25 protein-coding genes are annotated in these 23,946 nt (G+C 68.7%); 18 read left to right on the plus strand and 7 right to left on the minus strand.

Annotation, left to right across the window (positions count from 1 at the left end; translation table 11 throughout):
• Positions 1 to 6: 6 nt before the first annotated feature.
• Positions 7 to 1,335: a M16 family metallopeptidase gene (locus ACWGCN_RS24240; RefSeq protein ID WP_452459932.1), complete on the plus strand. Its 1,329-nt coding sequence runs from the start codon at positions 7 to 9 to the stop codon at positions 1,333 to 1,335.
• Between the two features lie 193 nt (positions 1,336 to 1,528).
• Here ACWGCN_RS24240 and ACWGCN_RS24245 read toward each other — a convergent pair whose 3' ends face one another.
• Positions 1,529 to 1,891: an ArsR/SmtB family transcription factor gene (locus ACWGCN_RS24245; RefSeq protein ID WP_378992362.1), complete on the minus strand. Its 363-nt coding sequence runs from the start codon at positions 1,889 to 1,891 to the stop codon at positions 1,529 to 1,531.
• Positions 1,892 to 1,998: 107 nt separating this feature from the next.
• Between ACWGCN_RS24245 and ACWGCN_RS24250 the strand changes: the two genes are divergently transcribed.
• The gene (locus ACWGCN_RS24250; RefSeq protein ID WP_378992407.1) at positions 1,999 to 3,192 is read left to right on the plus strand and encodes an MFS transporter; all 1,194 of its coding nucleotides are present in this window, start codon (positions 1,999 to 2,001) and stop codon (positions 3,190 to 3,192) included.
• Between the two features lie 40 nt (positions 3,193 to 3,232).
• On the opposite strand, the gene ACWGCN_RS24255 is transcribed toward ACWGCN_RS24250, so the two are convergent.
• On the minus strand, positions 3,233 to 3,628 hold the full coding sequence (locus tag ACWGCN_RS24255; RefSeq protein ID WP_364411883.1) for a VOC family protein: 396 nt from the start codon (positions 3,626 to 3,628) through the stop codon (positions 3,233 to 3,235).
• A 134-nt stretch (positions 3,629 to 3,762) separates the two neighbouring features.
• Here ACWGCN_RS24255 and ACWGCN_RS24260 point away from each other — a divergent pair, with 134 nt between their 5' ends.
• The 8 genes from ACWGCN_RS24260 to ACWGCN_RS24295 all read left to right on the plus strand — a co-directional run bounded on the left by ACWGCN_RS24260 (position 3,763) and on the right by ACWGCN_RS24295 (position 10,944).
• Entirely contained in the window at positions 3,763 to 4,869 is a 1,107-nt protein-coding gene (locus tag ACWGCN_RS24260; protein ID WP_452450337.1) for a zinc-binding dehydrogenase, read from the plus strand.
• Positions 4,870 to 4,967: 98 nt separating this feature from the next.
• Complete coding sequence (gene dapB, locus ACWGCN_RS24265) at positions 4,968 to 5,714, plus strand: 4-hydroxy-tetrahydrodipicolinate reductase (RefSeq protein ID WP_378761874.1); 747 nt, start codon at positions 4,968 to 4,970, stop codon at positions 5,712 to 5,714.
• The gene (locus tag ACWGCN_RS24270; RefSeq protein WP_378992365.1) at positions 5,711 to 6,208 is read left to right on the plus strand and encodes a hypothetical protein; all 498 of its coding nucleotides are present in this window, start codon (positions 5,711 to 5,713) and stop codon (positions 6,206 to 6,208) included. The genes dapB and ACWGCN_RS24270 overlap by 4 nt, the downstream gene beginning before the upstream one ends.
• Positions 6,209 to 6,215: 7 nt before the next feature.
• Complete coding sequence (locus ACWGCN_RS24275) at positions 6,216 to 6,668, plus strand: flavodoxin family protein (RefSeq protein ID WP_378655351.1); 453 nt, start codon at positions 6,216 to 6,218, stop codon at positions 6,666 to 6,668.
• A gap of 110 nt (positions 6,669 to 6,778) precedes the next feature.
• Positions 6,779 to 7,468: a response regulator gene (locus ACWGCN_RS24280; RefSeq protein WP_378626553.1), complete on the plus strand. Its 690-nt coding sequence runs from the start codon at positions 6,779 to 6,781 to the stop codon at positions 7,466 to 7,468.
• A complete protein-coding gene (locus tag ACWGCN_RS24285; protein ID WP_379313050.1) occupies positions 7,465 to 8,679 on the plus strand; it encodes a sensor histidine kinase in 1,215 nt (404 codons plus the stop codon). The genes ACWGCN_RS24280 and ACWGCN_RS24285 overlap by 4 nt, the downstream gene beginning before the upstream one ends.
• Positions 8,679 to 9,704 carry a hypothetical protein gene (locus tag ACWGCN_RS24290; protein WP_379313051.1) on the plus strand — a complete coding sequence of 342 codons (1,026 nt, stop codon included), beginning with the start codon at positions 8,679 to 8,681 and terminating at the stop codon, positions 9,702 to 9,704. Before ACWGCN_RS24285 ends, ACWGCN_RS24290 begins: the two co-directional genes overlap by 1 nt.
• A gap of 40 nt (positions 9,705 to 9,744) precedes the next feature.
• On the plus strand, positions 9,745 to 10,944 hold the full coding sequence (locus tag ACWGCN_RS24295; protein ID WP_378992370.1) for a winged helix-turn-helix domain-containing protein: 1,200 nt from the start codon (positions 9,745 to 9,747) through the stop codon (positions 10,942 to 10,944).
• Positions 10,945 to 10,957: 13 nt separating this feature from the next.
• Here ACWGCN_RS24295 and ACWGCN_RS24300 read toward each other — a convergent pair whose 3' ends face one another.
• Positions 10,958 to 11,404: a hypothetical protein gene (locus tag ACWGCN_RS24300; RefSeq protein ID WP_378992372.1), complete on the minus strand. Its 447-nt coding sequence runs from the start codon at positions 11,402 to 11,404 to the stop codon at positions 10,958 to 10,960.
• Between the two features lie 114 nt (positions 11,405 to 11,518).
• Between ACWGCN_RS24300 and dapA the strand changes: the two genes are divergently transcribed.
• Together dapA and ACWGCN_RS24310 are read left to right on the plus strand one after the other, a co-directional pair.
• Positions 11,519 to 12,427, plus strand: a complete 909-nt coding sequence (dapA, locus tag ACWGCN_RS24305) for a 4-hydroxy-tetrahydrodipicolinate synthase (protein ID WP_378992374.1) — start codon at positions 11,519 to 11,521, stop codon at positions 12,425 to 12,427.
• Positions 12,424 to 14,526 (plus strand): RNase J family beta-CASP ribonuclease, encoded by a 2,103-nt coding sequence (locus ACWGCN_RS24310; RefSeq protein ID WP_452459912.1) that lies wholly within the window; start codon positions 12,424 to 12,426, stop codon positions 14,524 to 14,526. The genes dapA and ACWGCN_RS24310 overlap by 4 nt, the downstream gene beginning before the upstream one ends.
• 120 nt (positions 14,527 to 14,646) lie before the next feature.
• On the opposite strand, the gene ACWGCN_RS24315 is transcribed toward ACWGCN_RS24310, so the two are convergent.
• Both ACWGCN_RS24315 and ACWGCN_RS24320 read right to left on the minus strand, forming a co-directional pair.
• Entirely contained in the window at positions 14,647 to 15,201 is a 555-nt protein-coding gene (locus ACWGCN_RS24315) for a hypothetical protein (protein WP_452459911.1), read from the minus strand.
• Positions 15,202 to 15,235: 34 nt separating this feature from the next.
• On the minus strand, positions 15,236 to 15,619 hold the full coding sequence (locus tag ACWGCN_RS24320) for a DUF4189 domain-containing protein (RefSeq protein WP_378628262.1): 384 nt from the start codon (positions 15,617 to 15,619) through the stop codon (positions 15,236 to 15,238).
• Positions 15,620 to 15,916: 297 nt separating this feature from the next.
• Between ACWGCN_RS24320 and ACWGCN_RS24325 the strand changes: the two genes are divergently transcribed.
• Both ACWGCN_RS24325 and ACWGCN_RS24330 read left to right on the plus strand, forming a co-directional pair.
• Positions 15,917 to 18,463: a DNA translocase FtsK gene (locus ACWGCN_RS24325; RefSeq protein ID WP_378992377.1), complete on the plus strand. Its 2,547-nt coding sequence runs from the start codon at positions 15,917 to 15,919 to the stop codon at positions 18,461 to 18,463.
• A 425-nt stretch (positions 18,464 to 18,888) separates the two neighbouring features.
• Complete coding sequence (locus ACWGCN_RS24330) at positions 18,889 to 19,869, plus strand: TerC family protein (RefSeq protein WP_379313901.1); 981 nt, start codon at positions 18,889 to 18,891, stop codon at positions 19,867 to 19,869.
• Between the two features lie 65 nt (positions 19,870 to 19,934).
• On the opposite strand, the gene ACWGCN_RS24335 is transcribed toward ACWGCN_RS24330, so the two are convergent.
• Entirely contained in the window at positions 19,935 to 20,219 is a 285-nt protein-coding gene (locus tag ACWGCN_RS24335) for a YciI family protein (RefSeq protein ID WP_378992382.1), read from the minus strand.
• A 28-nt stretch (positions 20,220 to 20,247) separates the two neighbouring features.
• On the minus strand, positions 20,248 to 20,814 hold the full coding sequence (locus ACWGCN_RS24340) for an amino-acid N-acetyltransferase (protein ID WP_378992384.1): 567 nt from the start codon (positions 20,812 to 20,814) through the stop codon (positions 20,248 to 20,250).
• A 255-nt stretch (positions 20,815 to 21,069) separates the two neighbouring features.
• Here ACWGCN_RS24340 and pgsA point away from each other — a divergent pair, with 255 nt between their 5' ends.
• The 4 genes from pgsA (at position 21,070) to pspA (ending at position 23,752) form a co-directional block, all read left to right on the plus strand.
• Positions 21,070 to 21,705, plus strand: a complete 636-nt coding sequence (pgsA, locus tag ACWGCN_RS24345) for a CDP-diacylglycerol--glycerol-3-phosphate 3-phosphatidyltransferase (RefSeq protein ID WP_378992386.1) — start codon at positions 21,070 to 21,072, stop codon at positions 21,703 to 21,705.
• Positions 21,702 to 22,193 (plus strand): CinA family protein, encoded by a 492-nt coding sequence (locus tag ACWGCN_RS24350; protein ID WP_379313904.1) that lies wholly within the window; start codon positions 21,702 to 21,704, stop codon positions 22,191 to 22,193. Before pgsA ends, ACWGCN_RS24350 begins: the two co-directional genes overlap by 4 nt.
• A 91-nt stretch (positions 22,194 to 22,284) precedes the next feature.
• On the plus strand, positions 22,285 to 22,737 hold the full coding sequence (locus ACWGCN_RS24355) for a helix-turn-helix domain-containing protein (RefSeq protein ID WP_378626573.1): 453 nt from the start codon (positions 22,285 to 22,287) through the stop codon (positions 22,735 to 22,737).
• Positions 22,738 to 22,933: 196 nt separating this feature from the next.
• On the plus strand, positions 22,934 to 23,752 hold the full coding sequence (gene pspA, locus ACWGCN_RS24360) for a phage shock protein PspA (protein WP_101466599.1): 819 nt from the start codon (positions 22,934 to 22,936) through the stop codon (positions 23,750 to 23,752).
• Positions 23,753 to 23,946 lie beyond the last annotated feature (194 nt).

Below are 23,946 nucleotides of genomic sequence, written 5' to 3' on the forward strand. Positions count from 1 at the left end.
CCGAAGTTGACCGAGTCGAATACCGAATCCGCTGACGATGTCTCCACCGGGGGAGTGCGCCGCACCGTGCTGCCCGGTGGCCTTCGTGTGGTCACCGAGCACGTGCCCGGCGTGCGCTCGGCCTCCATCGGAGTGTGGGTAGGCGTCGGTTCGCGCGACGAGGGCCCCACCGTGGCCGGCGCCGCGCACTTCCTCGAACACCTGCTGTTCAAGGCGACGCCCACACGCACCGCCCTCGACATCGCGCAATCCATGGACGCGGTCGGCGGCGAGCTCAACGCGTTCACCGCCAAGGAACAGACCTGCTACTACGCCCACGTCATCGACGAGGACCTGCCGCTCGCGGTGGACCTCGTCTCCGATGTGGTGCTCAACGGTCTGTGCCGCGCGATCGACGTCGACGTGGAGCGCCAGGTGGTCCTGGAAGAGATCGCGATGCGCGACGACGACCCCGAAGACCTGGTCGCCGACTCCTTCCTCACCGCCATGTTCGGCGACCATCCGATCGGGCGCCCGGTGATCGGCAGCGTCGAATCCATCGAGAACATGCAGGCTGCCCAGCTGCGCGGCTTCCATCAGCGCCGCTACCGGCCCGATCGCATGGTCGTCGCGGTGGCGGGCAACGTGGAGCACGAACGCGTAGTGGAACTGGTGCACCGCGCGTTCGGGCCACACCTGGACACCACCGCCGAGCCCGCGCCGCGCCGCGAAGGGAAGTTCCGCGCGCAGGGCGCACCCGGCCTGATCAGGATCAACCGCGACAGTGAACAGACCCACCTCGCCTTCGGGGTGCGGGCGTTCGGCAGGCACGAAGGTCAACAGCGCTGGCCGCTGTCGATCCTCAACACCATCGTCGGCGGCGGCCTGAGTTCGCGCCTGTTCCAGCGCATCCGGGAAGAACGCGGCTTGGCGTACTCGGTGTACTCGAGCGTCGACACCTTCGCCGACACCGGCGCGTTCTCGGTCTCGCTCGGCTGCCAGCCCGAAAACCTCGGCCAGGTCGCGACATTGGCACGTGGCGTGCTCGACGAGGTCGCCGCCAACGGCGTCACCGATGCCGAATGCGCCAGGGCCAAGGGCTCGTTGCGCGGCGGGCTGGTCTTGGGCCTCGAGGACTCGGCCTCCCGGATGAACCGCATCGGCCGCAGCGAACTCAGCTACGGCAACCATCGCAGCGTCTCGGCGACCCTGGCTCGCATCGACGCCGTCACCACCGACGAGGTCAGCGAGATCGCCCGCACCTTGCTCGCCCGCCCCTACGGTGCGGCGGTGTCGGGCCCGTATCAGCGCACCCGCGATCTGCCCACCTCGGTCCGAAAGCTCGTCGAGCGCTGAGCAATTCGGCACCGGGGTCATCCGGGTGCGCGCGTGAACGGCGGTGCCGATGATCGGTGGTGAGCGGTGTCGCGCCACCCCGGGTGGAAGCGCCCGGTCGCCTGCGGCCATCTGGGCCGGCACGCCGTCACTGCCGGGCGGCGCGGTGGCGACAGCCGCGGAACGCTGGAAACACGCAGGGCCGGTCGGGCGATCAGCGCAAGGACTGCTCGTCGCGGTGTGTGGCATCCGCATCCACACGGTTGGCGGCGTCGACGATCGAGGGGAGCAGGCCGGGCAGCGCGTGCTCTACGGCATCGGTGCGCAGTTCCTGGAAGGTCTGGCCGTCGATGGTGAGCCGTTCGATCAGGCCCGCTTCGCGCAGGATCTTGAAGTGGTGGGTCGCGGTGGATTTGTTGATCGCGTCGTAGAGCGCCGCGCAGCGGACGGGGGCGGCGGCATTGCTCAGGCGACGGACCATCTCCAGGCGGACGGGGTCGTGAAGGGCGCCGAGGACGGTGGGGAGCGCGGCGACGGGTATGGTCGGCGCCGGGGTGAGATCTTTAGCCTGTGTCATGAGTTACCTCACTCGGGGGTTTGATAGTCATCATACTCGGCGTAGCCTGATCATCGTTCGATGGTTATCAAACTCTGCTGATGGGGGCTGCTGTGGCAGCGACAACGATGGCGCCGGTCGAGGCCGGGCAGCGCTGGGCGTACGGGCTCGTCCTGGCCGCGAGCGCGGTGGCGCTCGGGGTTTCCGGGGCGCCCGCTCCGCTCTACGGGATCTACGAGACCGAGTGGCATCTGTCCCCGCTGACCACGACCCTGGTCTTCGCCGTCTATGCCTTCGCGGCGCTCGGCGCGGTGCTGGTCTCCGGCCGGATCTCCGATGTGGTCGGCCGCAAGCCGGTGATGATCGGCGCCTTCGCCACCATGATCCTCGGGCTGGGCGTCTTCCTGCTCGCCGATTCGGTGCCGATGTTGTTGCTGGCCAGGGCATTACACGGGGCGGCCGTCGGCGCCACCGTCGTCGCGGGCGCGGCGGCGCTGCTGGATCTGCGGCCCGAGCGTGGTGCTCGCTCCGGGCAGCTCAGCGGCGTCGCGTTCAACGTCGGCATCGCGATCGCGGTGCTCGGCACCGCGGTGCTCGCGCAGTACGCGCCGTCGCCGTTGCGCACGCCGTATGTGGTGATCACCGTCATCTGTGTCGCCGCGGGGGCCGGCATTCTCGCCCTTCGTGAACCGCACACCACCCGGGTGAAGGCACGCATCACCATCGCGAAACCGTCCGTCCCGCACGAGATCAGGTCCGACTTCTGGTTCTCCGCGATCGGCGTGATGGCCGCCTGGTCGGTGCTGGGTGTCCTGCTGTCGCTGTATCCGTCGCTGGCCGCGGCCGAAACCGGCGTGCACAATCTGGTGTTCGGTGGTGTCGTCGTCGCGAGCACCGCGCTGGCGGGCGCGTTGGCGCAGTTGCTGGCCACCCGGGTGCCGGCCCGTCGCGCCGCGATGATCGGTGACCTCGGCATGGCGGCCGCACTACTCGCCACTATTCCGGCGCTGGCCACGAAAGAGCCCGCGGTAGTGGTCCTCGCCGGTCTGGTGCTCGGCGGCACCTTCGGTCTCGGTTTCGGTGGGTCGCTGCGGCACCTGTCCGAGGTCGTTCCGCCGCATCGCCGTGGCGAGACCATGTCGGCCTTCTACCTGCTGGCCTATTCGGCGATGGCCTTGCCGACCCTGGCGGCGGGCTGGGCCGCGACGACCTGGGGACTCACGACGGTATTCCCCTGGTTCATCGTGGGCGTCTCGGTGGCGTGTGTCGGCGCCGCGCTGCTGGGTCTGCGCGGGACCCGCGCGGCCGCGAAGCTCGGGTAATCGCAAACAGGCCGGTCCCAGTGGGGACCGGCCTGAACGACTACTCGGGCCAACCGCCGTACGGAACGGTGATCAGTTCCAGGAAGTGGCCGTTGGGGTCGAGGAAATAGACACCGCGACCACCATCGTTGTGATTGATCTCGTTGACCCCGTGTTGCTGGGGGTCGGCCCAATGGTCCAGCTTGTAGCGCTGGATCTTGGCGTAGGCCGCGTCGAACTCGGCCTCGCTGACCAGGAACGCGTAGTGCTGCGGCTGGATCTCGGAAACGAAGGGCGGGACCTTGGCGAAATCGAAGGCCGCACCGTGATCGAGGGCGATCGGAATGAACGGCCCCCACTCTTTTCCTACGTCCAACCCGAGGATGTCCGCCCAGAACTCGGCGGTCTCCCGATTATCGCGGCATCCGACAATGGTGTGATTGAACTGCACTGACAGGGGATTTCTCCTTGTTCGTGATGGCGCCGACCCTGGGCACGGTACGAGGCGGCCGACAGGAGCACCATCACCGAGATCGAGGTTAGCGACAGATCCCGGAACCTGTAAAGGGCACTCGCGGTAGCGTCGCGACCATGAAGATTCGTGGAGCCGTTCTGGAACGGATCGCCGATCCGGCGCCGTTCGCCGATTCGCAGCCCATCACGGTGTGTGACCTGGAACTGGCCGAACCGGGTCGGGGCGAACTGCTGGTGCGCATCGAAGCGGCCGGCCTGTGCCATTCGGATCTGTCTGTGGTGGACGGCAATCGGGTGCGTCCGGTGCCCATGCTGCTCGGCCACGAAGCCGCGGGCATCGTCGAATCGGTGGGCGCCGGTGTCACCGATGTGGCCCCTGGACAGCGGGTCGTGATGACGTTCCTGCCGCGCTGCGGCGACTGCGCGGGCTGTGCGAGCAACGGACGCACGCCGTGCGGGCCGGGCAGTGTGGCCAACAACGCGGGCGAACTGCTCGGCGGCGGCCGACGGCTCACGCGCGACGGCGAGGTGGTGCAGCACCATCTCGGCGTCTCCGGCTTCGCCACGCACGCGGTGGTGGACCGGCGCTCGGTCGTCCCGGTCGACCACGACGTGCCGCCCGAGGTGGCGGCGGTGCTCGGCTGCGCGGTGCTCACCGGCGGCGGCGCACTGCTCAACGCCGCGAAACCCGGTGCGGGCGACCGGATCATGGTGGTCGGGCTCGGTGGTGTCGGGATGGCGGCGGTGCTCGTCGCGGTGTCGCTCGGGCTCGGTGAGGTGATCGCCGTCGACACGGTTCCCGAAAAGCTGGCGCTCGCCCGCGAATTCGGTGCGACCGCGGCCTGCACGCCGGGCGAGGTCGCCGAGCAGGGCGTGCAGGCCGACGTGGTGATCGAAGCGGCGGGCAACGTCCGCGCGTTCGAAACCGCCGTCACCGCAACAGCACCCGGTGGCGTCACCGTGACGGTCGGCCTGCCCGCCCCGACCGCCACGGCCACCATCTCGCCACTGGCGCTGGTGGCGCAGGGCCGCACCATCATCGGCAGCTATCTCGGCTCCGCTGTTCCCGACCGTGACATCCCCGAATACGTGCGGCGGTGGCGCGAGGGCAAGCTGCCGCTGGAACGGCTCGTCTCGGCCCGTATCGGACTCGACCAGGTGAACCAGGCGATGGACGATCTCGCGGCGGGCGCGGCGCTACGACAGGTGATCGTCTTCGACTGACGGCTCGGCAGGCCCGATGGTGTGAGGTCGGCGCCGCGGCCCCACGGGCTGCTCGATAGGCTTCGACGAGCAAGCTGAGTCGAGGACGAGGAGATGCGGTGACCATTCGGGTCGGAGTGCTCGGAGCACGCGGCAAGGTCGGGCAGGCGATCTGCGCGGCGGTGGAGGCGGCGCCCGATCTGGAGCTGGTGGCGCAGGTCGACAAGGGTGACGCGCTCGAGACGTTCACCGAGGCGGGCACCCAGGTGGTCGTCGATTTCACCCACCCCGATGTGGTGATGGGCAACCTGAAGTTCCTGATCGAGAACGGCATCCACGCCGTCGTCGGCACCACCGGCTTCGACGAGGCCCGCCTCGCCGAGGTACGCGGGCAGCTGGCGCAGCGCCCCGAGGTGGGCGTGCTGATCGCGCCGAACTTCGCCATCGGCGCCGTGCTGTCGATGCGATTCGCCGAGCAGGCGGCGCGGTTCTTCGACTCGGTCGAGGTCATCGAGCTGCACCACCCGAACAAGGCCGACGCCCCCTCGGGCACCGCCTACCGCACCGCCGCGGTGATCGCCGCGGCCCGCGCCGAGGCCGGGGTCGGGATCAGCCCCGACGCCACCACCACCGAACTCGAGGGTGCCCGCGGCGCCGATGTCGACGGTGTGCGAGTGCATTCGGTGCGACTGGCCGGGCTCGTGGCCCACCAGGAGGTGCTGTTCGGCACCCAGGGCGAGACCCTGACCATTCGCCACGACTCCATCGACCGGTCCTCGTTCGCCCCGGGCGTGCTGCTCGGGGTGCGTGAGATCGCCGGACGGCCGGGTCTGACCGTCGGGCTCGACCCGTTCCTGGATCTGTGAGCGACTCCGACGCGCAGCGACCCGATCGGCAGGTCCTGAAAACCGTTGCGGTCGTGGTGTTCCTGGTCGTCGCGCTGCTGTTCTACTTCGTCCGGCTCGGCGGGCTCGCCATCGCCTACATCGCCGACGGCGGGTTCGCGGGTATCGCGATCGGCATCGGCATGCTGCTGCTGCCCGTCGTCGGTCTCTGGATCCTGTGGGCGACCTTGAGCGCGGCGTTCGCGCATCAACGGCTGGCCCGGCGTATCCACGAGGAAGGACTGGAGGTCGACACCTCGCAACTGCCGCGCCGACCCTCCGGCCGGATCGAACGCGACGCGGCCGACGCCCTGTTCACACAGATCAAGACCGAATGGGAAGCCGACCCGGACAACTGGCGTTCCTCCTACCGGCTGGCCCGCGCCTACGACTACGCCGGCGACCGGGGCCGCGCCCGCGACACCATGCGCCGCGCGGTGGCGCTGGAAAAACTGGAACGCGACCCAGGAGAGTAGCGAGCCCATGGCCCGGTTGCTGATCATCCATCACACCCCGTCGCCGCACACCCAGGCGATGTTCGAAGCGGTCCTCGCCGGGGCGAGCGACCCCGAGATCGAGGGGGTCGAAGTGGTGCGCCGGGCCGCGCTGGCGGTGACCGCCGTCGATGTGCTCGACGCCGACGGCTACCTGCTCGGCACCCCGGCCAATCTCGGCTACATGAGCGGCGCGCTCAAACACGCCTTCGACACCATCTACTACCCCTGCCTCGACTCGACCGGTGGGCGCCCCTACGGCCTCTACCTGCACGGCAACGAAGGCACCGAAGGTGCTGAGAGCAGCGTGGAGCGGATCACCACCGGGCTGGGCTGGCAGCGCGCCGCCGAGGCGGTCGTGGTCTCGGGACCGCCGAGCAAGGCCGATCTGGAGAAATGCTGGGAACTCGGCGCGACCATCGCCGCTGGTCTGATGGAATAGCTGATCGGGACAGCGGGTCCGCCCCGAATTTTGGTGGGCTGACACGTGGGCTCGGGATGCGGTAGAACTCGACCGACGTGTTGCGGGCTGGCCGCGGTGGGTGTTCGAGGATGGGGAGTGGTCGGGTGAGCGAGTTGGCGCAGACGCGCACGGTGCGGCGGGTCGGTCTGGTGGAGGACCACGAGTCCGTGGCGATCGGACTGGCGGCCATGCTCGGCCCCGAACCCGACCTGGAACTGGTGGCGGTGGCGGAGTCCGTCGCCGGGCTGCTCGCCGAGACCACCGATCTCGACCTCGTCGTCCTCGATCTGCGCCTGCCCGACGGCTCGACGCCCGAGGACAATGTCACCGCGCTGCGCGAACGCGACATCGAGGTGCTGGTGTTCACCGGCGCCGACAACGCCTTCCTGGTCCGCTCCGCCGCCAAAGCGGGCGTGCTCGGGGTGCTGCGCAAGTCCGAGAGCGTGGCGACCGTGGTCGAGGCGGTGCGCCGGGCCGCGTCGGGGGAGCAGGTGGTGACCACCGACTGGGCCGCCGCCATCGACGGCGATCCGAAGCTCTCCGACGTCGGGCTCAGCCCGCGTCAGGAGGAAGTGCTGATGCTGTACGCCTCGGGAGAGAAGGCCTCGCGGGTGGCCCGGCTGACCGGTCTGTCGGAACAGACCGTCAACGACTACCTGGGCCGCATCCGGCAGAAGTACGCCGACGCGGGCCGACCCGCGCCCACCAAGACCGATCTGTACAAACGGGCCGTCGAGGACGGATGGCTGCCCGTGCCGGAAAGGCAGCAGCGCACGTGACCGATCTCGCGGTCGCGACGGCGCCCGCACCGGTCGGCGACGTCGACTTCTCGCGCGCGGCGACCGAACAGATCCTGCGCAGGCTCGGGCTGGTGATCGGGACCGGCGCCACGATCGTGATGGTGCTGGAACTGCCCGCGGTGCTGGTGCAGCCGATCAATCATTCGGTGTGGCCGGAACTGCATCTGGTGTCGGCGTATCTGATGTTCGGTGTGCTGGCGATCGTGTCGGCGCGCGGCACCGCCGCGGCGATCCGGCGCACCGCCGCCGCGGCCGCCGTGTGTTACCTCGCGGCCACCGTGGCGACGCCGCTGGTGTATCCCGTGGTGCACGTCGGTTCGTTCGCCTCGTGGCCTTATCGAGGGCTCGCTGTCGGCGTGCTGGCCGCGGGTCTGGCGTGGCCGCGACGTGGTGCGGCCGCGTTCGCAGCCCTGCTCGCGGTGACGACCAGTGTGTCGAATGCCCTTGTGGTGCCCGACAGTTCGATGGGGGCGTTGTTCGGCGACATCACCAGGGCGCTCGGCGTAGCCGCGCTGTTCCTGTGGTGCGTGGTGTACGCGCGTGCCGCCGCCGAACGGGTCGACCGGGAAGCGGTCCGGCAGCGCAGCCGGGCGGCGGCGGTCGCGGCGACCTCGGCCAGAGAACGCGAGGGCGCGCGTTTCGCGGCGCTCATCCACGACGCGGTGCTGTCGACGCTGCTGGAGGCCTCGCGGGCGCAGCAGTCCTCGCCGGTGCTGCGCAACCAGGCCGCGCGCACCCTCGAACAGCTCGAGCTGTCGCGGACCGCGCCCGAGATCGACCACCTCGACGCCGCCGCGGCGATCGAATTCCTGCGCGAGGCGGTGCGCGAGGTGGAATCCGAGGTCCCGGTGCAGGTGTCCTCGCGGCGCGCGGCCGATCTGTGCCTGCCGATCGAGGCCGCCCAGGTGCTCGGGGCCGCGCTCTCGGAGGCGGTGCGCAACAGCGTGCGTCATGCCGACGTCCCCGGTCGGACGGTGCGGCGCGGTGTGTCGGTCACCATCGCGACCGGCGGCATCCGGGTGGTGCTGTCCGATGACGGCGCCGGGTTCGACCCGGCGCGGGTGTCGGCCGATCGGATGGGGATCGCGGGCAGCATCCTGGGCCGGATGCGGGCGCTCGCCGGTGGCGCGGCGTTCGTGGAATCGGCGCCGGGCGCGGGAACCGTGGTGACACTGGTGTGGGGTAGCTGATGGTCGATCGGGATCTGCCGTTCGCGATGCGCGATCTGTTCGGCCTCAGCGACGGCACGGCGTGGCTGTTCGTGGTGATCTTCGAAGCCACCATCGTGATGTACCTGCGGGTGAATTTCGATATCGCCCCGCCGGCGGCCGCGGCCGCCGCGCTGGTGCTGATGGCCGTGGCCGCGCTGGTGGTGCTGGTGTTCCCGGTGGACCCGCTGCCGTGGCCCGCCACGATCTACGTGGCGTGTGCCGGACCTGCGGCGATGGCGCTCACCGTGCCGTGGCTCGAGAGCTCGTCGGGGTTCGCCCACCAGCTGTGGACCGCCTATCCGACGTCGTATCTGCTGGCGATGCTGGTGCTGCGCGGGCGGATCGTGTCGGCCTGGCTCGGCGTGGCGGCCGCCGCGACGGTGCTGGTGACGATGGGGGTGTTCACCAGTTGGCACCCCGAAACCGTGGTGCGCGCGCTGACGCCGGTCGCCACCGTCGGCGCGGTGACGGTGTTCATGTCGATCGTGCGGCCCACCCAGCGTTCGCTGCGGGAACTGCGCAGCGAGGCCAATCGACGCGCGGCGACCGAGGCCGCGCTGGCCGCGGCCACTGCCGAGCGTGATCGTCAGCTGGGAGCACTCGACCGGGTGGCCGGGCCCCTGCTCGCCCGCATCGCCGCCGGGATCGAGCTCACCGACACCGAACGCGAACAGTGCAGGCTGCTCGAAGCCGAGCTGCGCGACGGGCTCCGGGCGCCGCAGCTGGTCACCGATCGGCTCAGCGCCGCCGCTCGGGGGGCGCGATCGCGCGGCGTCGAGGTCACCCTGCTCGACGACGGCGGCTTTCTCGGGGTCCCGGAATGGGTGCGCCACCACGTGATCGAGGCCGCGGTCGACGAACTCGACATGGCGGGAGCGGGCTCGGTGACCGTGCGCGTGCTGCCGGTCGGCAGACGCTGGGTGGCGACCGTGCTGGCCGCCGCGCCGGGCGGGGATCGGCGGACCGAGATCGACACCGCGGGTGAGGTCCGGGTCTCCACCTGAGCGCCGAAAACCTGTCGGACCCCTGTGTCAGGCTGAGCGAATGCAGCGGATGAATGCGGCGCAGGCCCGTCGAACGGCGCTGGCCGCGCAGGGCTTCGGCAAGCGAAGGCCCACCAACCCGAAGCGTCGGGCCGTGCTCGATGTGGTCGCCAGAACCCGTCTGCTGCAAATAGATTCGGTCTCGGCTGTGGTCCGCGCGCACTACGCGCCGGTGTTCAGCCGGATCGGCCCCTACGATCGCGGCCTGCTCGACGGCGCCGCCTGGAGCGACAGCGCGAAGGCGCGACGGGGGCTGGTGGAGTACTGGGCGCACGAGGCGGCGCTGATCCCGGTCGCCGACTGGCCGCTGATGCGCTGGCGGATGCGGGAGTACCGGCACGGGCGCTGGTCGGGGATGCGCACGATCGTCGAACGAAATCCCACGCTGGGCAAGGACATTCTCGATGTCGTGACCGAGGTGGGCGCGGCGAGCGCCGGGGAGATCGAACGTCATCTGGAACTGGACAAACCCCGGCCGAAGGGGACCTGGTGGAACCTGAGCGACACGAAGATGATCTGCGAGCAGCTCTTCGCCGCCGGTGAGCTGTCCACCGCCCGCCGGGTCGGGTTCACCCGGCATTACGACCTCACCGAACGGGTCGTCCCGGCCGATGTACGCGACCGGGAGATCGCCGAGGACGACGCCGTGCGCGAGCTGATCCGCCGGTCCAGCCGGGCCCTCGGGATCGGCACCGAGGCCGACCTGCGCGACTACTACCGCCTGGCCCGGCGCCAGAGCGCCCCGGCGATCGCCGACCTGGTCGACGCGGGCGAACTACTGCCTGTCGACGTCGACGGCTGGGATGCGCCCGCCTACCTGCACCCGGAGGCCGCCACCCCGCGCCGGATCACCGGGACCGCGCTGTTGTGCCCGTTCGATCCGCTGATCTTCTTCCGCCCACGTACCCAGCGGATCTTCGACTTCCACTACCGCATCGAGATCTACACCCCCGAACCCAAACGGGTGCACGGCTATTACGTCTTCCCGTTGCTCGTCGACGGCAAGCTCGTCGGCCGGGTGGATCTGCGCGCCGAACGCGCCACCGGCCGACTGCTCGCCCCCGGCGCGTTCGCCGAACCCGGCTACGCGACCGCCGAGACCGCCCAGGCTTTGCGCGGGGCACTGCGGGAAATGGCCGACTGGCTCGAACTCGACGAAGTCGTTATCGGCGAACGCGGCGACCTGGCCCCACTGCTGTGATCTCGGACGCCGCCTACCAGCCCTTGCCGCCGTAACCGCGCATCTGATCCTTCAACGCGCCACTGACGGCGCCGGAGAGCCAGGAGTTGAGCGACTGCCCGTTCTGCTGGGCCGCTTCCTCCGCGCGGGACTTGAGCTGTTCGACCAGTCGCAGGGTCACCCGGCTGATGTCGCCGGTCATTTCCTCGAAAGTCTGGGGTTCCTCCGCGCCCGGCGGCGTGTTCTTGCGCACGTCGGCCTTCGCCTGCGTGCCTTCCAGGCGGACGTGCACGGTGCGGTCACCGAGTTCGGTACTGATCTCGGCGGCCAGTTCCGACAGCGCCGACAGCAGCACCAGGCGGCTCGAACTCTCCACCGCGGCGGCGAGTGCGGCGGCGGTGGCCTGCGTTTTCTCGTCGCCGAGCGCGGCGGCGGCGATCAGTTCCTCGCGCAACCGCGCGGTATGAGCATTCAGATCCATGACATCATTGTGACGTCATATGTGACATCACGCAAGGTGAAAAACACCCACCGGCAGCCGCTTCGGGCGCTAGGGTGTCGAGGCGCATCCGGCGACCGGGTAGCCTTTCTGACCATGACGAACGGTGAATCGACGCCAACGGAGCTGCGCGCGTCCGGCACGGTCGGTGTCGCGATGGTGACCCCCTTCAGCGCTGCGGGCAAGCTCGACGTCGATGCCGGTGTCGCACTGGCGGCACACCTGGTCGACCGTGGGGTCGACCTGCTGATCATCTCGGGTACCACCGGCGAATCGCCGACCACGACCGAAACCGAGAAGCATGATCTGCTGCGGGCGGTCGTCGACGGCGTCGGCGACCGGGCCACCGTGGTCGCGGGCGCGGGTACCTACGACACCGCGCACTCGATCGAACTGGCGCGTGCCGCGGAGAACGCGGGCGCACACGGTCTGCTCGTGGTGACCCCGTATTACTCGCGGCCCACACAGGAGGGCCTGATCGCGCATTTCACCGCGGTCGCCGACGCCACCGCGCTGCCGATCACGCTCTACGACATTCCACCGAGGTCGGTGGTGCCTATCGCCATCGACACGATCCGGCGCCTTGCCGAGCATCCCAACATCGTCGCGGTGAAGGATGCCAAGGGCGATCTCGTCTCCGGAGCCGATCTCATCGCGACCACCGATCTGGATTTCTACTCCGGTGACGACGGACTGAATCTCCCCTGGCTCTCGGTCGGTGCGGTCGGGTTCATCAGCGTCATCGGACACCTCGTGCCGGAGCGACTGCGCGAGATCCACCACGCCTACACCATCGGTGACGTGGCCAGGGCGCGAGAGATCAACGCGACACTACTGCCGCTGTACGCGGCCATGACCCGCCTGGGAGGTGTGGCGATGTGTAAGGGAGGACTCCGATTGCTCGGCATCGACGTAGGTGAGCCCCGGTTGCCCCAGCTGATGCCGACGCAGGCACAGCTCGAGGAGCTGGCGCTGGACCTGCAGGCCGCGGGGGTGTCGGCATGACCGAACCCGTAGCCCGTAAGCCCCGCCGCCGTTCGGCATCGCGTGCCGCCGGTGCGCCGGAGCCGACGCCGGTGGAGACCGCGCAGGCCGCGGTGAAGAAGGTGGTCGCGCCCGAGGAAGCCCCCGCGGCGAAGGAACCGGCGATCGCCGAACCGATCGCCGAGGTCACCGCGGAAGCGAACCTGGCCGGTAGTGCCGAAGTGGGCACCGACCTGCTCAGCGTCGCCGAAGAACAAGTGACCGCGAAGAAGACCGCGCCGCGGCGCGCGAGGACCAAGCCGGCTACCGAAGTCAAGGGCAAGCAGGCCGAGGCCAAGAGCAAGCCCGCCGCCGAGCAGTCCCGCGGTGGCGGCCGTGGCAGGCAGGGCGGTGGACGCGGTCGAGGTTCCGCGCCGGTCGCCGAGCCGCGCGAGAAGGCGGCCCACGACAAGCTGGGCCCGCCGCCGAAGCTGGTGAAGAACGGCTTGCGCCTGTTCGCCCTGGGCGGCATCGGCGAAATCGGCCGCAACATGACCGTGTTCGAATACGGCGGCAAGCTGCTGATCGTCGACTGCGGTGTGCTGTTCCCCGAGGACCAGCAGCCCGGTGTCGACCTGATCCTGCCGGACTTCGGGCCCATCGAGGGCCGGATGGCCGACGTCGAGGCCATCGTGCTCACCCACGGCCACGAGGACCACATCGGTGCCGTGCCGTTCCTGCTGCGCCTGCGCCAGGACATCCCGGTGATCGGCGCCAAGTTCACCCTCGCGCTGGTCGCGGCCAAGGCGCGCGAGCACCGGTTGCAGCCCAAGCTGCGCGAGGTCGCCGAGGGCGAGACCACGGTGCACGGCCCGTTCGAGCTCGAGTACTTCGCGGTCAACCACTCGATTCCCGACGCGCTGGCCGTGGCCATCCGCACCGGTGCCGGCGTGGTCCTGCACACCGGCGACATCAAGCTCGACCAGCTGCCCCTCGACGGCCGCCTCACCGACCTGGCCGGTTTCTCCCGCCTCGGCGACGAAGGTGTCGACCTGTTCCTGGTCGACTCCACCAACGCCGAGGTTCCCGGTTTCGTCACCCCCGAGCGCGAGATCGGTGGCGTGCTCGACAACGTCATCGGCAAGGCCACCAACCGCGTCATCGTGGCGTCGTTCGCCAGCCACGTGCACCGCATCCAGCAGGTCGTCGACGTCGCGCAGAAGTACAACCGCAAGGTCTGCTTCGTCGGTCGCTCGATGGTCCGCAACATGGAGATCGCGCAGGACCTCGGCTACCTCACCGTGCCCGACAACGTCGTGGTCACTCTCGATCAGGCCGCGAACCTGCCCGGCAACCGCCTGGTGCTGATCTCCACCGGCTCCCAGGGCGAGCCGCTCTCGGCGCTGTCACGGATGGCGCGCGGCGAGCACCGCCAGATCAACATCCGCGCCGACGACCTGGTGGTGCTGGCGTCCTCGCTGATCCCCGGCAACGAGAACTCGGTGTTCGCCGTGGTCAACGGCCTGGCCAGGCTCGGCGCGACCGTGATCACCCAGCAGAACGCGAAGGTGCACGTCTCCGGGCACGCTTCCGCCGGTGAGCTGCTGTACCTGTACAATGCGGTGCGCCCGACCAACGCCATGCCCGTGCACGGCGAATGGCGGCACCTGCGCGCCAACGCCGCACTGGCGGTGGCGACCGGTGTGCCCGAGGAGCGGGTCATGCTGGCCGAGGACGGCGTGGTGGTCGACCTGGTCGACGGCATCGCCTCCATCGTCGGCCGTGTGCCGGTCGGACACGTCTACGTCGACGGCCTCTCGGTCGGCGACGTCGGCGAGTCGACCCTGTCGGACCGCCTGGTTCTGGGCGAGGGTGGGTTCATCTCGATCACCATCGTCATCGACTCGACCACCGGCAAGGCGGTGAGCACGCCCGAGCTCAACGGGCGCGGCTTCTCCGACGACCGGACCGCGCTCGACGGCGCGAACGAACTGGTCGAGGCGGAGCTGCTGCGCCTGGCCGGTGAGGGCATCACCGACACCCACCGCATCGCCCAGGGCGTGCGCCGGGTGGTCGGCCGCTGGGTCGCCGACGTCTATCGTCGCCGCCCGATGATCGTGCCGACGGTCGTCGCCGTCTGATCGCCTGATCAACAGATCAACAGATCAACAGATCAACTGAAAACCGCTGGGCGACTATGTCGTCCAGCGGTTTTCTTGATATTCGGACCCGATATTTCGGACCGATATTCGGACCGTGACTCAGGCCTGGCAGGCCGCGGAGTCGAGCTGCGCCGACTTCACGATGTTGCACGCGAACACGTGCGACACCTTCCAGGAATCGTCCTCGGCGACGAAGTCGACGAAGGCGTCCTTGACCGGGGCGCCGTCGATGGTGACATCGGCGTTCGCCTTGAGCTTGCCATCGGCGGGGTCACCGACGGTGGTGATAGCGACCTTGACGTTGTTCTGCTTCGCCGCCTCGACGAACTTGTCGACCAGCATCGGATCCTGGTCGGCGTCCTCGATGTAGGTCTTCTTCTCCTCGCCGGTGAGCTGGCCCGCGAGGGCCTTGTTCAACCGGGCGTTCAGCTCGGCGGCGGTCGGCTTGGGCAGGTTGGGCACCGTGGTGGCCGCGGGCTCACCGCCCTCTTCCTTGCCCGACTTGGCGTCGCCCGTTTCGAAGGCGCCGCCCTTGCTGGTGGTGGTTCCCGCGCTCGTGCTGGTCGAGTCGGCGCCGGAACTGCACGCGCTGAGGCCGAGCGCCGCGACGATCGCGACGAGAACGGCAGCGTATTTCACTGGACGGTTGTTCACTACAACTCCCATGATCATGGTCGAAACGGTCGGGCTAGAGCTGGTAGCCGCTGGTGCAGTTCCAGTGCTTGATGTAGGCGTTGCCCGGATTGTTGTTCAGCGCTTCGCGTTTCGCGCCGCCGATCGTCGACGCGGAGCCGTAGCTCCACCACCCGCGCGAGATCGCGATGGCTCCACACCCGTTGCGGTAGGACACCTTCACGTCGCACCCGCCACCACCGCCGCCACGCAGGCAGGCCGACATGGCACCGGCCTCGGCATCGGCATAGCTGCCGTAGTCCGTGGCGTATCCGTAAACCCCCGGTTTGACCGACACCGCGATGGCGCCGTAGTTGCCCGACTGCGCCTGGGCCGGTGCGATGTGCCCCGCGAACACTGCGGCTGCGGTGGCACCCAGCACGGCCGCGCTGGTGAGCATTCTCTTCACTTGTAGCGTCCCCTTCATCTGCACGGGTCGACGACCCGATAGAGCGCAGTCAACGTACCGAGGGTTACGGCGCCCCCGCTAGACGCGCGAGCCCGCTCACGCCCGAATCAGTGGCGATCGACAAGGATTCCGTAAGTTCGGGCCCGCGAAACGCGGTTCCCGGCGAGATTTCCCCGCGCTGACCGGGGCGCTGCGACCTGCGCATCCACCCTGGATCACCGCGGCGAGCACGGTGGGACCAGTGTTGCGGATGGTCTCGGAGGTGTTCGAGCGGCTAGCCTGATGGTCATGGCAGGTAAGTCCCGCAGCACCACGACCTCTCGTGCGCGGGCGGGATCGACCAGGGGGCAGACGCCGGCGGCGCGGTCTCGTTCGGCGACCCCGCGAGCGACGGCGGCTCCGCGTGGGCGCACCACGCCCGTACGCAGGCCGGTCAAACGCGCCTCCAACACCGCACCGCTGGCGGTGATCAGCCGCGGGATCGGGAGCGGTTGGACCATGCTGGCGCGCGGCGTCGGCGCCACCACCCGCACGTTGAGCCGGGCAGGCGACCTGGACCACGGGCACCGGCGCGACGGCATCGGCCTGGCGCTCATCGCGTTGAGCGCGATCATCGCCGCCGCGATGTGGCTGTCGGCGGGCGGACCGGTCGGCCGTTTCCTCGAAGACATCGTCCGGGCGATCGCCGGTTCCGCGGCCGCGCTGGCGCCGATTCTGCTGGTCGCGCTCGCGGTGGTGCTGATGCGCACCGAACCACATCCGGAGATCCGGCCACGGCTGGTCCTCGGTGGGCTACTCGTCGTGCTTCCCGCCCTGGGGGTCTGGCACCTGGCAGCTGGTTCCCCCACCGGCGCGGACGGCCGCGCCACCGCGGCCGGCGCGCTCGGCTATGCGATCGGCGGACCGCTCGGCCAGGGGCTCACACCATGGCTCGCGCTGCCGATCCTGTTGCTGGCCATGATGTTCGGCGTCTTGCTGCTCACCGGTACCACGGTGCGCGAGGTGCCTGCCAAGCTGAGCGAATACTTCGGCCTCGGCGAATACGCCGACGACGGCGACCCCTACGACCCGGCCAACTACGACGCCGACGGATTCCCGGTGCACCGCAACCGAACCCGTCGCCGTGGCCGCAACCCCGACGACAACTACCCGCCCGACGAGTTCGGCGGCTCCGACGCGGTCACCGAATCACTGGGCGAACCGCCGCTGCGCGATGCCAAGCCGATCGAGGAACCGCCCGCGCCCGCACCGAAACCGGCGCGCAAGCGGCCGGTGGTCAAGCCGGTCGACCAGACCCCGCCGCCGCCACCGGAACCGGAGTTCGTCACCGATCGGGTCGTCGACGGCGACTACACGCTGCCCCCGCTGACACTGCTGCTCGACGGCGACCCGCCCAAGAAGCGTTCCGCGGCCAACGAATCGATGATCGAGGCGATCACCGAAGTCCTGGTGCAGTTCAAGATCGACGCCGCCGTCACCGGGTTCGTGCGTGGCCCCACCGTCACTCGCTACGAGGTGGAGCTCGGTCCCGGCGTCAAGGTCGAGAAGATCACCGCGCTGGCCCGTAACCTCGCCTACGCCGTCGCCACCGAGAACGTGCGCCTGCTCGCGCCCATCCCCGGTAAGTCGGCCGTGGGCATCGAAGTGCCCAATGCCGACCGCGAATTGGTGCGCCTGGCCGACGTCCTGAAGTCGCCGCACACCCGCAACGACCACCATCCGCTGGTGATCGGTCTCGGCAAGAACATCGAGGGCGAGTTCGTCTCGGCGAACCTGGCCAAGATGCCGCACCTGCTGGTGGCCGGTTCCACCGGTTCGGGTAAGTCGAGTTTCGTGAACTCGATGCTGATCTCGCTGCTGCACCGGGCCACCCCCGAGGAGGTCAGGATGATCCTGATCGACCCGAAGATGGTGGAGCTCACGCCGTACGAGGGCATTCCACACCTGATCACGCCCATCATCACCCAGCCGAAGAAGGCCGCCGCCGCGCTGGCCTGGCTGGTCGAGGAGATGGAGCAGCGCTACCAGGACATGCAGGCCAACAAGGTCCGCCACATCGACGACTTCAACAAGAACGTGCGCTCGGGCAAGATCACCGCGCCGCTGGGCAGCGAACGCGTCTACCGGCCCTACCCGTACATCCTGGCCATCGTCGACGAGCTGGCCGACCTGATGATGACCGCACCGCGCGATGTCGAGGACGCGATCGTGCGGATCACCCAGAAGGCGCGTGCCGCCGGTATCCACCTGGTGCTGGCCACCCAGCGGCCCTCGGTGGACGTGGTGACCGGTCTGATCAAGACCAATGTGCCCTCGCGGCTGGCGTTCGCCACCTCCTCGCTCACCGACTCGCGCGTCATCCTGGACCAGCCGGGCGCGGAGAAATTGATCGGCATGGGCGACGGTCTGTTCCTGCCGATGGGTCAGGGCAAGCCGACCCGGTTGCAGGGCGCGTTCATCTCCGACGAGGAGATCCAGGCCGTCGTCGAGTTCAGCAAGACCCAGGCCGAACCCGAATATCAGGAGGGTGTCACCGCGGCCAAGGCCGGCGAGGTCAAGGACGTCGACCCCGATATCGGCGACGACATGGACGTGCTGCTGCAAGCGGTGGAGCTGGTGGTCACCTCACAGTTCGGTTCGACCTCGATGCTGCAGCGCAAGCTGCGCGTCGGCTTCGCCAAGGCGGGCCGGTTGATGGACCTGATGGAGACGCGCGGCGTGGTCGGGCCCAGTGAGGGTTCCAAGGCGCGTGACGTGCTCATCAAGCCCGACGAATTGGACGGGTTGCTGTGGTCGATCCGTGGCGGCGATCCCGGTGCGTCCGAGGACGAGTGACGCCGTTCCCGGTTTGCTCTGACCGTGCCGGAAGCAGGCGGCGACGAACGAGGAGGGACCTGGCACGGCTCATGGTCGGGACTGGCCCGGGGTCGGGCGAAAATCGCCTGTCAGGCGATGAAGCGGGCGCGCGCGAGGCGGGTACCCGACTTCACGGCACCGGGGCTGGGCCGGTGCATCGCGGTGGGGCGCTGGTTCTGCGCGGTGGATTCGTACACGGCTCGCTCCTCTCGGGGCTGTGGTCGGGGTATGCGGTGACGGTAGCAGCGCTCGCGAACCGGGCGAAAGCGCTTTTCCGTGTGCGCGGCGGGTGCGTCGGCCGCCGATGTGTGTGAAATCATGACGGGCAATCGTTCCGCAAAGCCGACTGAAACGGACAATTCGGGCATGATGGGCGACATGAACTTCATCGATCGGACCACCACATGCAGGTGACCACGCTCGAGTGGGTGATCACCGGACTGGTGATCCTCGGCCTGTTCGTCTTCGACTTCTTCGCCCACGTGCGCACCCCGCACGAGCCCACCTTCAAGGAATCGGGCATCTGGTCGGCTGTCTACATCAGCTTGGCGCTGCTGTTCGGCCTGTTCGTCGCCTGGAAATGGGGCGGCACGTTCTCGGGGGAGTATTACGCGGGCTTCGTCACCGAGAAAGCGCTCTCGGTCGACAACCTGTTCATCTTCCTCATCATCATGAGCACCTTCGCCGTGCCGCGGATCTACCAGCAGAAGGTGCTGCTGATCGGCATCGTGCTGGCGCTGGCGATGCGCGGTGTGTTCATCGCGGTCGGCGCGGCCGCGATCAGCGCGTACAGCTGGGTGTTCTACCTGTTCGGCGCGTTCCTGATCTACACCGCGATCAACCTGCTGCGCGAGAGCGGGCACGAGGTCGAACACGAGAAGAAGCGCGACAGCTACATCGTCTCGCTGGCCAAACGGATCCTGCCCACCACCGACGAGTACGACGGCGACAAGCTCGTCACCCGGATCAACGGCAAACGCGTAGTGACGCCGCTGCTGCTCGCGCTGCTGGCGATCGGTTTCGCCGACCTGCTGTTCGCGCTGGACTCGATTCCGGCGATCTACGGTCTCACCGAGGAGCCGTACCTGGTGTTCACCGCCAACGCCTTCGCGTTGATGGGCTTGCGCCAGCTGTACTTCCTCATCGGCGGCCTGCTCGACCGCCTGGTGTACCTGTCCTACGGCCTGGCCGCGATCCTGGCGTTCATCGGTGTGAAGCTGGTGCTGCACGCGTTGCACGAGAACACGCTGTCGTTCATCAACGGCGGTGAGCACGTGAGCGTCCCGGAGATCTCCACGGCGTTCTCACTGAGCGTGATCATCGGCATTCTGGTCATCGCGACGGTGGCGAGCCTGCTGCGCACCCGTAACACCAACAAAGCCTGACACCACCGCGGACGACGCTGCCCGGAACCCCGAGGGTTCCGGGCAGCTCTGTCTCCGGGGCTGCGCTACTCGGCGAAGGCGCCCATCACCGGCAACCACTCGACCACGCGGACGGCGTCGATCAGGTCCAGTTTCGCGAACGGGTCGTTGCCCAGCAGTTCGGTCAGCGAGGGCGCGTCCTCGGCGCGGAACAGCAGCAGTGCGCCCGAACCGTCGGGGTAGGGCCCGCTACTGAGCACCGTGCCGGCGTCGACGAGCGCGTTCAGCCAGCCGCGATGCTCGGGTCGGTTGGTCGCGCGGTCGGCCGCCGTCGCATCGGAGTAGGTGTAGTGGACAGCGAAGATCGGCACAGTCGATCACTTTCTCGCGAGGGATTCTCTACAGGGTCAGCAGCATGCGGGTATTGCCGAGGGTGTTCGGCTTGACGAAGCTGAGGTCGAGGAATTCGGCGACACCGGTGTCGTAGGAGCGGCACATCTCCGCGTACACCTCGGCGGTGACGGGCGTGCCGTCGATCTCGACGAACCCGTGCCTGCCGAAGAAGTCCACCTCGAAAGTGAGCACGAACACACGCTGCAACTGCAGTTCGCGGGCGACGGTGACCAGGTGCTCGACCACCGCCCCGCCGACTCCGCGGCCCTTGACGACGGGATCCACTGCGACAGTGCGCACTTCGCCCAGATCGGCCCACAGCACGTGCAACGCGCCGCAGCCGACGACGCGCCCGTCGAGCTCGGCGACCCAGAACTCCTGCACCGATTCGTACAGTGTGACCAGGTTCTTCTCCAGCAGGATGCGCCCGGCGTACTCGTCGACCAGGCGCTTGATCTCGGGGACATCGGAGGTTCGCGCTCGTCGGACGACCACGCCGGAAACAGGCGCCACAGTGGGCGCGGCAGTATGCGCGTCGCTGGTCGAACCGCTCAAGGGTCCCCGTGAGGTCATGGGTGCACAGTAGTCGGCCGGGTTACCGATAGTCTGAACATGTGCCGCACATCCTGTCGTTCCGCTCCTCGCATCGCGCCGGGCTCGACGACCGGATCGCGCGGCACCGATCGTGCGAGCAAACAGCTCGCGAAACCGTTGGATTTCGGCGCAGTGCCGGTGAGTGCCGAGAGGGCAGCGCATGAACGGTCAGCGTCTGGAGGCGGTAGCTCGCGTGGCCACGCGAGGCGCCCGGTCATGCCACGAGGACAGGGCATGAGCGTGCGACCCGAAGAGATCGATCGTGGGTCGAGTGCGGTGACGCCGATGCACGGGGTGGCGGAGACGCAGGTTCCGCTGCTCAATATCGCCAACGTTCTGACCATCGCGCGCATCGTGCTGGTGCCGCTGTTCGTGCTGGCGCTGTTCGCCGAGGGCGGGCACGACACCCGCTGGCGGGTCATCGCCGCGGCGGTCTTCGGCCTGGCCGCGATCACCGACCGCTTCGACGGGCAACTGGCCCGCAAATACGGTTTGGTCACCGATTTCGGCAAGCTCGCCGACCCCATCGCGGACAAGGCGCTGATCGGAGCCGCGCTGATCGGGCTCTCGGTACTCGGGGACTTGCCGTGGTGGATCACCCTGGTCATCTGCGGCCGTGAAATCGGCATCACGCTGCTGCGGCTGGTGGTGGTGCGGCGCGGGGTGATCCCGGCCGGACGCGGAGGCAAGCTCAAAACGCTGGTGCAGTCGGTGGCGATCGCGCTGCTGGTGCTGCCGCTGTCGGGGGTCTTCGCCACCGCGGGCATGTGGCTGATGTACCTGGCCGTGGCGCTGACGGTGGTCACCGGCCTGGACTATGTGGGGCAGGCGGCCAGGGTGTGGCTGGCGGGTGGACGGTCGCGCTCGTGAGCGATCCGCTCGTCGACGGTGCGCCGGTCGCCGAACTGGTCGAGGCCCTGAACGCGGCGGGTCAGACCGTCGCCACGGCCGAATCGCTCACCGCGGGCCTGCTCGCGGCCACGGTGGCGGGAGTTCCCGGTGCGAGCGCGGTGCTGCGGGGCGGCTTGATCGTCTACGCCACCGACCTCAAGAACAGCCTGGCCCGCGTCGACGACGAGCTGCTCCGTACCGACGGACCGGTCGCCGCCTCGACCGCCGAACAGCTCGCTGTGGGGGCGCGGGAGCAGTGTGGCGCGGACTGGGGTCTGGGATTGACCGGGGTCGCCGGACCCGATTCCCAGGACGGGCATCCCGTCGGCACGGTATACCTCGGGTTGGCCGGTCCACATCACAGCGAAGTGGTCCGGTTGAAACTGCACGGTGACCGGTGGACGATCAGACTCGGTGCGGTGCACAGTGCGGTGCGGGAGTTGCTGCGCTGTGTCAGTGTGAAGTAGCCCGGTTCGGGAACCACCGGTCCATGCTCGACGTTGTGCCAGAAAGAGGTGAGCACCGCTACGGCGGTGACACGAGGTGGAGGAGAACGAGATGACGCTGCTGCGGGAGGCAATCGGGGACAGTCTGCGGCGTGCGCGTCTCGCCCAGCATCGAACGCTGCGCGAGGTGTCGACCTCGGCGCGCGTGAGCCTCGGCTATCTGTCGGAAGTGGAGCGCGGCCGCAAGGAAGCCTCCAGTGAACTGCTCGCCAGCATCTGCGAGGCACTCGACGTGCCGCTCTCGCGCGTGCTCTGGGACGTGAGCACCCTGATGGCGGGCGCCGACGGCTCCGCGCCGCGCGAACCCGCGCTGACCGGCCCCGCCGCCGAGCGCGAACCCGCCGAAGCCGAGCCCGCCACCCTGCCCGAACCCGCCGCGGGCGAGGCTTCCGCCTCCGCGAGCGCGGCGGCCGAGCAGGGCGCGCGCATCGGCATCGCCGAAGACACCCGCATCGTCATCCCGGCCCCGAGGGCCGAGATGCTGGTACTGGTGAAGGGAATGTGACGCGGCGAACCCTGCGCCCGGCGCGCGAGACGCTGCACACCGCTGGTGAGAACGGATAGATTCTCATCAGGCGTCGATCGGTCCGGCCACTGCCGGTCCGGGTGCCGCATGGTGAAGGATAAGCACGTATCTGGTGCGTGACGGTCGCGTACCACCAGTCGCACGAGCGACGCACAGATGGAGGCGGGATCAATCGATGGCTAATCCGTTCGTGAAGGCCTGGAAGTACATGATGGCCCTCTTCGACTCCAAGATCGAAGAGCATGCGGATCCGAAGGTCCAGATTCAGCAGGCTATCGAGGAGGCGCAGCGTCAGCATCAGGCGCTGTCGCAGCAGGCGGCGTCGGTGATCGGTAACCAGCGTCAGCTGGAGATGAAGCTGAACCGCCAGCTCGACGAGGTCGAGAAGCTCAACGCCAACGCCCGTCAGGCCGTCACCCTGGCCGATCAGGCACAGGCGGCGGGCGACACCGAGAAGGCGATCCAGTACACCAACGCCGCCGAGGCGTTCGCCGCCCAGCTGGTCACCGCCGAGCAGTCGGTGGAAGACCTCAAGGTGCTGCACGATCAGTCCCTGCAGGCCGCCGCACAGGCCAAGAAGGCGGTCGAGCAGAACGCGATGATGTTGCAGCAGAAGGTCGCCGAGCGCACCAAGCTGCTCAGCCAGCTCGAGCAGGCCAAGATGCAGGAGCAGGTCTCGGCCTCGCTGCAGCAGATGGATTCCACCCTGTCCGCGCCGGGCTCCACGCCCAGCCTGGACGCCGTGCGCGACAAGATCGAGCGCCGCTACGCCAACGCGCTCGGCTCGGCCGAGCTGGCGCAGAACACGGTGCAGGGTCGCATGATGGAGGTGCAGCAGGCCAGCGTCCAGATGGCCGGGCACAGCAAGCTCGAGCAGATCCGCGCCTCCATGCGCGGTGACGCGTTGCCCACCGGCAACAACAACGCGGCGATCAACCCGGCGCAGCCCAAGGCCGCACCGGCACCGAACATCGACAAGGGCCAAGCGCTGTAATATTCGGAGCGCTGGCGCGCTCGAGTTCGCGGCCCCTTGTGTCCCGTCGATCAGGCACCGTTGCTTGCTCCTTCGTCGCCTACGCAACGGCACCTGATCGACGGGACGGCCGCGAACCGCCGCTTCGCGGCGGACCCTCCTCGAGGTCGGGTCTTACGGGGTTGGGAAGGCCGGCGTCGGTACCTGCGGCAGCA

It is taken from the genome of Nocardia sp. NPDC055050 (genome assembly GCF_053608345.1).

What these genes read in the sequence shown, in the direction of transcription:
- ACWGCN_RS24245 (WP_378992362.1), bottom strand. Translation starts at nt 1,891, where the DNA reads ATGACACAGGCTAAAGATCTCACCCCGGCGCCGACCATACCCGTCGCC.
- ACWGCN_RS24250 (WP_378992407.1), top strand. Translation starts at nt 1,999, where the DNA reads ATGGCGCCGGTCGAGGCCGGGCAGCGCTGGGCGTACGGGCTCGTCCTG.
- ACWGCN_RS24260 (WP_452450337.1), top strand. Translation starts at nt 3,763, where the DNA reads ATGAAGATTCGTGGAGCCGTTCTGGAACGGATCGCCGATCCGGCGCCG.
- ACWGCN_RS24275 (WP_378655351.1), top strand. Translation starts at nt 6,216, where the DNA reads ATGGCCCGGTTGCTGATCATCCATCACACCCCGTCGCCGCACACCCAG.
- ACWGCN_RS24280 (WP_378626553.1), top strand. Translation starts at nt 6,779, where the DNA reads ATGGGGAGTGGTCGGGTGAGCGAGTTGGCGCAGACGCGCACGGTGCGG.
- ACWGCN_RS24290 (WP_379313051.1), top strand. Translation starts at nt 8,679, where the DNA reads ATGGTCGATCGGGATCTGCCGTTCGCGATGCGCGATCTGTTCGGCCTC.
- ACWGCN_RS24295 (WP_378992370.1), top strand. Translation starts at nt 9,745, where the DNA reads ATGCAGCGGATGAATGCGGCGCAGGCCCGTCGAACGGCGCTGGCCGCG.
- ACWGCN_RS24300 (WP_378992372.1), bottom strand. Translation starts at nt 11,404, where the DNA reads ATGGATCTGAATGCTCATACCGCGCGGTTGCGCGAGGAACTGATCGCC.
- dapA (WP_378992374.1), top strand. Translation starts at nt 11,519, where the DNA reads ATGACGAACGGTGAATCGACGCCAACGGAGCTGCGCGCGTCCGGCACG.
- ACWGCN_RS24310 (WP_452459912.1), top strand. Translation starts at nt 12,424, where the DNA reads ATGACCGAACCCGTAGCCCGTAAGCCCCGCCGCCGTTCGGCATCGCGT.
- ACWGCN_RS24320 (WP_378628262.1), bottom strand. Translation starts at nt 15,619, where the DNA reads ATGCTCACCAGCGCGGCCGTGCTGGGTGCCACCGCAGCCGCAGTGTTC.
- ACWGCN_RS24325 (WP_378992377.1), top strand. Translation starts at nt 15,917, where the DNA reads ATGGCAGGTAAGTCCCGCAGCACCACGACCTCTCGTGCGCGGGCGGGA.
- ACWGCN_RS24330 (WP_379313901.1), top strand. Translation starts at nt 18,889, where the DNA reads ATGCAGGTGACCACGCTCGAGTGGGTGATCACCGGACTGGTGATCCTC.
- ACWGCN_RS24340 (WP_378992384.1), bottom strand. Translation starts at nt 20,814, where the DNA reads ATGACCTCACGGGGACCCTTGAGCGGTTCGACCAGCGACGCGCATACT.
- pgsA (WP_378992386.1), top strand. Translation starts at nt 21,070, where the DNA reads ATGAGCGTGCGACCCGAAGAGATCGATCGTGGGTCGAGTGCGGTGACG.
- ACWGCN_RS24355 (WP_378626573.1), top strand. Translation starts at nt 22,285, where the DNA reads ATGACGCTGCTGCGGGAGGCAATCGGGGACAGTCTGCGGCGTGCGCGT.
- pspA (WP_101466599.1), top strand. Translation starts at nt 22,934, where the DNA reads ATGGCTAATCCGTTCGTGAAGGCCTGGAAGTACATGATGGCCCTCTTC.